5 protein-coding genes and 5 tRNA genes are annotated in these 6,279 nt (G+C 41.9%); 1 reads left to right on the forward strand and 9 read right to left on the reverse strand.

Annotation, left to right across the window (positions count from 1 at the left end; genetic code table 11):
• Positions 1-337: 337 nt before the first annotated feature.
• On the forward strand, positions 338-1,513 hold the full coding sequence (locus ABYB02_RS13405; protein ID WP_372762938.1) for an FAD-dependent monooxygenase: 1,176 nt from the start codon (positions 338-340) through the stop codon (positions 1,511-1,513).
• Positions 1,514-1,655: 142 nt separating this feature from the next.
• Here the strand turns inward: ABYB02_RS13405 and ABYB02_RS13410 are convergent.
• The 9 genes from ABYB02_RS13410 to ABYB02_RS13450 form a co-directional block, all read right to left on the reverse strand.
• Positions 1,656-1,730: transfer RNA gene (locus ABYB02_RS13410), tRNA-Gln, on the reverse strand.
• A gap of 39 nt (positions 1,731-1,769) precedes the next feature.
• Positions 1,770-1,854, reverse strand: a tRNA-Leu gene (locus ABYB02_RS13415).
• A gap of 163 nt (positions 1,855-2,017) precedes the next feature.
• Positions 2,018-2,092: transfer RNA gene (locus ABYB02_RS13420), tRNA-Gln, on the reverse strand.
• Positions 2,093-2,131: 39 nt separating this feature from the next.
• Positions 2,132-2,216: transfer RNA gene (locus tag ABYB02_RS13425), tRNA-Leu, on the reverse strand.
• A 167-nt stretch (positions 2,217-2,383) separates the two neighbouring features.
• Positions 2,384-2,460: transfer RNA gene (locus tag ABYB02_RS13430), tRNA-Met, on the reverse strand.
• A 331-nt stretch (positions 2,461-2,791) separates the two neighbouring features.
• Positions 2,792-3,883 carry a redox-regulated ATPase YchF gene (gene ychF / locus ABYB02_RS13435; protein WP_372762939.1) on the reverse strand — a complete coding sequence of 364 codons (1,092 nt, stop codon included), beginning with the start codon at positions 3,881-3,883 and terminating at the stop codon, positions 2,792-2,794.
• A 50-nt stretch (positions 3,884-3,933) separates the two neighbouring features.
• A complete protein-coding gene (gene pth / locus ABYB02_RS13440) occupies positions 3,934-4,518 on the reverse strand; it encodes an aminoacyl-tRNA hydrolase (RefSeq protein WP_372762940.1) in 585 nt (194 codons plus the stop codon).
• 19 nt (positions 4,519-4,537) lie between these two features.
• A complete protein-coding gene (locus tag ABYB02_RS13445; RefSeq protein WP_372762941.1) occupies positions 4,538-5,152 on the reverse strand; it encodes a 50S ribosomal protein L25/general stress protein Ctc in 615 nt (204 codons plus the stop codon).
• Between the two features lie 169 nt (positions 5,153-5,321).
• Positions 5,322-6,269 carry a ribose-phosphate pyrophosphokinase gene (locus ABYB02_RS13450; protein ID WP_372762942.1) on the reverse strand — a complete coding sequence of 316 codons (948 nt, stop codon included), beginning with the start codon at positions 6,267-6,269 and terminating at the stop codon, positions 5,322-5,324.
• Positions 6,270-6,279: the final 10 nt, after the last annotated feature.

Consider the following 6,279-nt stretch of genomic DNA (forward strand, 5'->3'; position numbering starts at 1 on the left):
AGTTCAGCCATTTTCTGAGAGTCGTATTCGTTCATCTGACAACCCCAGGTTTTAATATGCAGCTTTTTGCTCATTGAAATATAGCCTCGTGTTCAATTCGATAGTGGCACAAAAATGTGTTTGAAACTGGATCAAGTGGTATGCGTAACTACTCGATAACCACTTAAAGGACGCGTATTTTAGCTGGATACACGTTCAAATCCAAGTATAGTTTTCATGTTTGTGGTTTCAATGCAATACAGCGTTAGTTTTCTGTTGAGTTAAGTGTATCCTTTGGCACATAACAAACTAAATACGATACAATTAATGCAGTATCAAGAAATATAAAGATGAGAGCATGACAAAAAATAACGTAATTGTTGTGGGCGCAGGTATGGTAGGTGCCGCTATGGCTATTCAATTAGCTAAGCAAGGTAACGCGGTACGTATAATAGAAAAAAAATTAATTAACCCAGCGCATGTACTTAGTGATGAGCAGGTCGATATTCGCGTATCGGCAATAAATCGTTTTTCAGAAAAGTTACTAGATGAACTTGGCGCGATGGTGTTATTAAAGCAAACGCGTTTAGCGCCATACCAACAATTAGCCGCATTTGAGCGTGGGGGCGATAATTTATTGTTTGATTGCGCCGATATTCATACTAGCCATTTAGGGCATTTAATCGAAAACAACTTAATTCAAGCCAGTCTTTGGCAGCAATTTGCTCAGCACAATATTGAAGTTATTGAACAAGCAGCCCCGATCAGCGCGATTGAGCAAAACACAGATAGCATTACCTTAGTCTATGGCGAGCAGCGTTATAGCGCCGATTTAGTTGTCGCTGCCGATGGGGGCCAATCGCAGTTGCGTACTAAAGCCAACATAGGGGTAACTGGCTGGCAGTATCAACAGCACTGCATGGGCGTACTGATAAAACTCGATGCGCCGCAACAAGTAAAAACCTGGCAACAATTTACCCCCACAGGCCCGCTGGCATTTTTACCTATGAGTGCCCCTTACGCCAATTTAATTTGGTACGACGACGCCAATACTTTACAGGCCTTTAAAGGGCTATCTGCGGCACAATTAAAAGTTAAAATTATCGATAAATTCCCGCAGCTACCGGGGGATTTTAGCGTGCAAAAACACGCCGTGTTTCCGCTAACTCGGCAACATGCTAATCGTTATTCTCAAGGCCGTTTGGTGCTAGTAGGGGATGCAGCGCATACGATTAACCCATTGGCTGGGCAGGGCGTTAATTTGGGCTTTCAGGATGTAGTGGCACTAGCAGAGACATTACACAATGCCGATGACTGTGGTTGTCCGCTAAAACTGATGCAGTACGAACGTGCTCGTCGTAAAGCTAACTTATTAATGATGACTATGATGGATGCGTGTTATTTTGGTTTTTCTAATCAAGTAGCGCCATTACAGTGGGCGCGTAGTCAATTTTTAAAACTAGCCAATAATAGCGGCCCGCTAAAAAACTGGGTATTAAAATATGCAATAAGCGGTGAGCTTAATGCAAAATAGTGTTTAATGAAGCTATTAATTGATGAAAAAGATCTAATAATGGGTCTTTTTTTATGCCAGTAAAAATAAATAGTTAAACAGCATAAAAGTAATAAATAAGTGTTGATAAATTGCAGAGGGGATTTAAAAAAGAAGAGCAAATTGGCTGGGATACCAGGATTTGAACCTGGGAATGCCAGGATCAAAACCTGGTGCCTTACCGCTTGGCGATATCCCAACTCTAAATTTGGAAGAGTTTTAGTTCTAATTAAGAACATGGTGCGGAAGGAGAGACTTGAACTCTCACATCCTAAGATACTGGAACCTAAATCCAGCGCGTCTACCAATTCCGCCACTCCCGCATCGAGCATACAGGTATTCATGTTTTGGAACCTAAATCCAGCGTCTTATTCAAGACAACTGCCAATTCCGCCACGCCTGCATTGTTCGTGTTATTAAACACTGGCTTTATATTTATACTCTTAACAGAGTTATTCTTAAGCAACTGTCTTTGGTAGAAGAAGTTGGCTGGGATACCAGGATTTGAACCTGGGAATGCCAGGATCAAAACCTGGTGCCTTACCGCTTGGCGATATCCCAACAAAGAATACATTGATAATTTTAGTTCTTATCAGAACATGGTGCGGAAGGAGAGACTTGAACTCTCACATCCTAAGATACTGGAACCTAAATCCAGCGCGTCTACCAATTCCGCCACTCCCGCATCGAGTATACAGGTATTAATGTTTTGGAACCTAAATCCAGCGTCTTATTCAAGACAACTGCCAATTCCGCCACTCCCGTATTACTTTGTGTAATAAAACACTAGGTAGTTATTTTAAACTCTTCATTGAGTGCAATTTTAACTCTTGCAGAGCCATTTCAAAGAAATGGTGGCTAAGACGGGATTTGAACCTGTGACCCCATCATTATGAGTGATGTGCTCTAACCAGCTGAGCTACTTAGCCATATTTTTTGTTAGCACTTCATCGCTGAGTGCGGGGCGTATTATGCTGATATGCCCCAAATTCGTCAACACCTTTTTTGCAAAAAAACACTTAACTTGGTTTGTTTGCAGGAAAAGTAACCTAAGCGGCTAAAAATTAGTAAAAATGCTGTTTTTTTAACTGCATAAAATACCGTTAAAGTTAAAAGTAGCAGCTTTTGCATAATGAAGCTTAATGCGGTGTTACGCGAAAAAAGTAAAGCGGGTCACTTTTCTAAGTATCAAATATAAAAAAAGGCTCGTAAAAACGAGCCTTTAAAAACAAAACCAAACTAATTTTTGCTGTTTAAGCGTTATACGTTGAACAAGAAGTTCATTACATCGCCGTCTTTCACAATATACTCTTTACCTTCTTGACGCATCTTACCCGCTTCTTTCGCACCACTTTCGCCTTTAAAGGCAATATAGTCTTCATAAGCGATGGTTTGCGCACGAATAAAGCCGCGTTCAAAGTCAGTGTGGATCTTACCTGCAGCTTGCGGTGCAGTTGCACCCACTGGAATAGTCCATGCGCGTACTTCTTTTACGCCTGCGGTAAAGTAGGTTTGTAATTGCAGTAATTCATAACCACCACGAATCACTAAATTTAGCCCTGGCTCTTCTAAACCCAGATCGGCCATAAATTCAAGCTTATCTTCTTCATCAAGCTCTGCAAGCTCAGATTCAATCGCAGCACATACTGGCACCACTACTGCATCTTCAGCTGCGGCGATTGCACGCACGCGATCAAGATAGGGGTTATTTTCAAAACCATCTTCAGCCACGTTAGCAATATACATAGTTGGCTTGATGGTTAGAAAGTTAATTGAGCTGATGGCTGCTTTTTCTTCTTTAGTTAAGTTTAAAGCACGTAATGTTAAGCCTTCATCAAGGTGTGCTTTTACTTTTTCAAGTACCGCATTTTGCTCTTTAGCGTCTTTGTCGCCACCTTTGGCTTTTTTGGCATTACGGAACATGGCTTTTTCAGCGCTGTCCATATCGGCTAACACTAACTCGGTATTAATGACGTCAATATCGTCAGCAGGGTCGATAGTACCCGCTACGTGCACAATATTTTCATCTTCAAAACAGCGCACTACGTGGCCAATTGCATCCGTTTCACGAATATTTGCTAAAAATTGGTTACCTAGGCCTTCACCCTTAGATGCGCCTTTTACTAAACCCGCAATATCCACAAATTCCATACTGGTGGTGAGTACACGTTGTGGGTTAACAATTTTTGCAAGCTCGTCAAGACGAGCATCGGGTACAGGTACTACACCCGTATTAGGCTCAATGGTACAAAAAGGAAAGTTAGCGGCTTCAATACCCGCTTTAGTAAGTGCATTGAAAAGCGTTGATTTACCTACGTTTGGCAAGCCAACGATGCCACATTTAAAACCCATAGTAAGATACCTTGTTTAGATTCGTTTAAACGGCTGAACTTATTAAGTCACTAAGGCTTAAACGAATGTAGTCTGTTTTGTGCTTTTAACACACCGTCTTTTGCAAGTATTTCCATGCAACGTACTGCTTCATCAACAGCAGCATCCATCTTTTCTTGGTCACCTTTGGCTGCTTTTCCAAGCACCCAACCGGTTACCATTTCACGATGCCCTGGATGACCCACACCAATGCGTAACCGCATGAAGTCTTTTTGATTTGCCATTTTTGCAATAATGTCTTTTAAGCCATTATGACCACCATGTCCGCCGCCTTTTTTTAATTTGGCAACGCCCGGCTCTAGGTCTAATTCATCGTGGGCAACTAAAATGTTTTGCACCGGAATTTTGAAAAAATTAGCTAAACTACCGACCGCTTTGCCACTTAAATTCATATAAGTGGTGGGGATCAATAATTTGAATTCTTGGCCTTGAATGATCACTTTACCGGTGAGGCCGTGATATTTAGGATCGTGTTTTAGAGTGCAGTTATAACGTGCAGCGAGTTGCTCTATAAACCAAGCACCTGCATTGTGGCGTGTATTTGCGTATTCGGGGCCTGGATTAGCCAGGCCCACAAGCATTTGAATCGTATTCAAGGTGCTAAAACCTTAAATATTATTCTGCAGCGTCTTCAGCTTCGTCTTCAGTAGGAGCTGCTTTGTTAGCTTTAACTGTTACGATAGACTGATCGTGATCTGCACCTTTCGCTAATTCTAGAGATGTAACACCTGCTGGAAGTTTAACGTCAGAAATGTGTAGAGAATCACCCGCTACTAAGTTTGATACGTCTACTTCAACGAAATCAGGGATTGCTTTTGGAAGACATGCAATTTCGATTTCAGTGATTTGACGAACAACAGTAGTACCTTGCTTTTCAACAACGTCTTCACCTAGGAAGTGAATAGGTACGATAGTATGTAGCTTTTGGTTAGCATCGATACGTTGGAAATCAAGGTGAGTTACCTTAGGCTTGAATGGGTGACGTTGGATATCTTTTAAGATAGTTTCAACTTTTTCACCAGCGATATCAAGAGTAAGGATGTGAGTGTAAAAACCTTCACTTTCTTGCGCTTTGATAACATCTTTATGTGCTAAAGTGATTGCTGTAGCTTCTTTGTTTGCACCGTAAACAATCGCAGGAACTTTGTCTTCGCGACGTAGGCGGCGGCTCGCACCAGTACCAGTTTGTTCGCGTAGTTCAGCGGTATAAGTATAAGTTTCGTTAGACATAATGTCTCCAATAATTTAAAAGTGTAGGGCCTTTGCGACCAAGGTCCCTAGCCAAAAGGCGCGCTATCATACCACTGCCTTGTGATAAAATATACAGCGCTTACAAAAAAAGCGCCCAAAGGCGCTTTTTAACACTCAAGTTACTTAGCTAATTAAAGTAAAACTTTAATTAGTGCTCAAACATGGCAGAGATAGATTCTTCGTTACTGATACGACGAATCGTTTCTGCAAGCATGTCAGCGAGCGTAAGTACTTTAACAATGTTAAGTGCTTTAAGCTCTTCAGACAGCGGAATTGAGTCAGTTACTATCACTTCATCAATCACTGAATTGCGTAAGTTTTCAGCGGCTTTACCCGAAAGAATAGGGTGAGTCGCATAAGCAAATACGCGTTTTGCACCGTGTTCTTTAAGTGCTTCGGCTGCTTTGCATAAGGTACCACCGGTATCAATCATGTCATCGACGATAATACAGTCACGGCCTTCAACATCACCAATAATGTGCATTACTTGAGACACGTTAGCTTGTGGGCGACGTTTATCAATAATAGCAAGATCGGTGTCGTTAAGTAGTTTTGCGATGGCACGAGCACGTACAACACCACCAATATCAGGAGATACAACCACCACGTCGTCAAAATGACGCGATTCCATATCTTCTAATAAAACTGGGCTACCAAATACGTTATCTACAGGTACATCAAAGAAGCCTTGAATTTGCTCGGCGTGTAAATCAACCGTAAGTACACGGTCAACACCCACACTTGATAAGAAATCGGCAACCACTTTAGCTGTGATAGGCACACGCGCAGAACGCACACGACGGTCTTGACGCGCATAACCAAAATAAGGAATAACGGCAGTAATACGACCGGCAGATGCACGACGTAGAGCATCAACCATCACGATAAGTTCCATTAGGTTATCGTTAGTAGGGGCACAGGTTGATTGTAAGATAAAAACATCCGAGCCACGGACATTTTCATTAATTTGAACACTGATCTCACCGTCGCTAAAACGGCCAACAACAGCATCGCCTAATTCAATATATAAACGTTTTGCAACTTTTTGAGCTAACTCAGGTGTTGCGTTACCAGCGAAGAGCTTCATGTCAGGCACGGTAGGGTTC

Origin of the sequence: Pseudoalteromonas sp. (assembly GCF_041613455.1) — a bacterium.
GTDB lineage: Bacteria > Pseudomonadota > Gammaproteobacteria > Enterobacterales > Alteromonadaceae > Pseudoalteromonas.

Bases quoted from the DNA above. Each gene is read 5' to 3' on its own strand.
- ABYB02_RS13405 (WP_372762938.1), top strand. From the start codon at position 338: ATGACAAAAAATAACGTAATTGTTGTGGGCGCAGGTATGGTAGGTGCC.
- ychF (WP_372762939.1), bottom strand. From the start codon at position 3,883: ATGGGTTTTAAATGTGGCATCGTTGGCTTGCCAAACGTAGGTAAATCA.
- ABYB02_RS13445 (WP_372762941.1), bottom strand. From the start codon at position 5,152: ATGTCTAACGAAACTTATACTTATACCGCTGAACTACGCGAACAAACT.